Below are 2081 nucleotides of genomic sequence, written 5' to 3'. Positions count from 1 at the left end.
GTAAGCGTCAAAATGCCCACACCTTGACAGATATGGGCATGATAATTAATTTTTAGATGACACTTTGCAAGATTGTGGTATGGATTCTGACCAAGGCAAAAGATCATCAATTTTATTAGAATCAGCATTATCTATGTTTGGCAGTCTTTCAAATAGATATTCAAGATAATGAAAAGGACTTAAGTTATTGGCTTTAGCTGTTTCAACGATACTGTAGATGATGGCACTGGCTGCAGCACCATTGGGAGATTTGCTAAAGAGCCAATTTTTTCTGCCAATAACAAAGGGTTTGATAGCTCTTTCCGCTCTGTTGTTACTAATTTCAATAGAACCATCCTTAAGGAAGGTCTCAAGCTTGTTCCACTGATTTAGGCAGTAGGTAATGGCTTTACCCAAACCACTTTTAGGAAGGACTTTTGGCTTATTGGTATTTAGCCATACCAAGAAAGCCTCAAGAACAGGCTTACTATGTTCTAGGCGTTTTATATAGCGTTCCTCAGGACTGAGTTCTAGGTAACCCCTTTCAAGATAGAAAAGTTGGTTACAGTAATCCCGCCCTTCCTTTGCTAGGGTGGCAGAGGCAGCTGCATTTTTAGGTAGTGCCTTTAGTGCATCTACAAAACCACGTCTTGCATGGGCAAAGCATCCCATGATGGCAACATCGTCTACGTCATTGTAGGCCTGATAACCATCGGTTTGTAAATATCCCTTAAAGCCTTGAAGAAAAGCTTTAGGATGCTTACTTGCCCTTGAAGGGGTATACTCATAAAGGAGAATCTGTGGGCCAAATTTCCCGCTGGCATACAACCACATGTAGGACTTACTGGTGGCAGATTTCTTATCTTCACTAAGGACTTGAAGAGTTGTCTCGTCTGCGTGGATGTAAGTCTCCTTAAGGAGTCTATCATGAAGTCTGTCATAAACGAACTTCAGCCAGTCTGCACCCTTTATCATCCAGTTGGCAAGGTTTTGTCTTGATAGCTCTATGCCAAAGTTAATAAATTGCTGCTCCTGGCGATAAAGGGGTATGGCCTCAGAATATTTTCTATTCATAACAAAGGCCATGAGGGATGGGGACACAAAGCTACCGGGTACTACGGGAGCTGGCGCCTTAGCAGTAATCACAGGTGTTTTAATGTTATCCTTCTCACATTGTCTACAGGAATAGACATGGCGAACATGTTCTACAATTTTCACTTGGGCAGGAATGATTTTAAGCTCCTTACGAATTTCCTTGCTCATTATATGAAGGGAATGGTTACATTCAGGACAAGACTCTTCTTCCTTAGGTAAATAGTACTCTATTACTTCAACAGGAAGATCAGCCCATTTATCATGATTAATTCCCTTTGCTTTACGTCTTTTGTAGGTGATTTCCTCAAGATCAGGCTCCTTTAGATTGGGACGCATGGCTTTTTCAGCCTCATTGAAAAAGGAAAGTTGGTCATCTGGGGTTTTCTCACTAGAAGCGCCGTATTTTTGTTGAGCCCCTTTACGAATTTGTTCTTCATACCAGGCCAATTTCACAGTAAGTTCCTCAATCTGTTGTTCCTGAAGAGCACATTTATTCTGTAGAGCTTCAATAGATTCTTCAGCAGAATTATCATTATTAAGTTGATTTTTAGTTGAATTTTCAATAGTTTTCATGTATTTATTATACCATTTTTGCTTCAACAAAAAAAGAGTTAAATTCATGAAAACCGTGAATTTTTCAATATGTACAGTTATATCATAACACGTTCTAAGACTTCCTTATGGGCATGCCGTTGATGAATGGATAAACCATCTAAAAGCCACCTTAGTTCTCGTTCCCCTATGGTTATAGCTGTACCATTAGCACCATCAGGCCAATCAAAGGTATCTTTTTCTAAACGTTTGTAGTGGAGCCAAAAACCATTGTGATCCCACTCAAGGATTTTAAGTTTATCTCGTTTACGATTAGAAAAGACAAAGAGACTTCTTGAGAAGGGATCCAGCTTAAAGCTTTGGCTGACAATTAACGCTAAGCCATCAATAGATTTTCTAAGGTCTGTTGGTCCTAAGGCAAGATGTACCTTATCAATATGATTTTGTCTTAGCAT

The 2081-nt window shown here is 39.5% G+C and carries 2 protein-coding genes; both read right to left on the bottom strand.

Annotated elements, in window-relative coordinates:
• Positions 1-45: 45 nt before the first annotated feature.
• Positions 46-1647, bottom strand: a complete 1602-nt coding sequence (gene tnpC, locus F8153_RS13955; RefSeq protein WP_151866978.1) for an IS66 family transposase — start codon at positions 1645-1647, stop codon at positions 46-48.
• 77 nt (positions 1648-1724) lie between these two features.
• The coding region (tnpB, locus tag F8153_RS13950) for an IS66 family insertion sequence element accessory protein TnpB (protein ID WP_151866977.1) at positions 1725-2081 on the bottom strand (357 nt) is incomplete at its 5' end.

The sequence above is a fragment of the Alkaliphilus serpentinus genome (assembly GCF_009017255.1).
Lineage (GTDB): Bacteria > Bacillota > Clostridia > Peptostreptococcales > Natronincolaceae > Alkaliphilus_D > Alkaliphilus_D serpentinus.
This window is presented reverse-complemented; position numbering and strand designations above follow the sequence as displayed.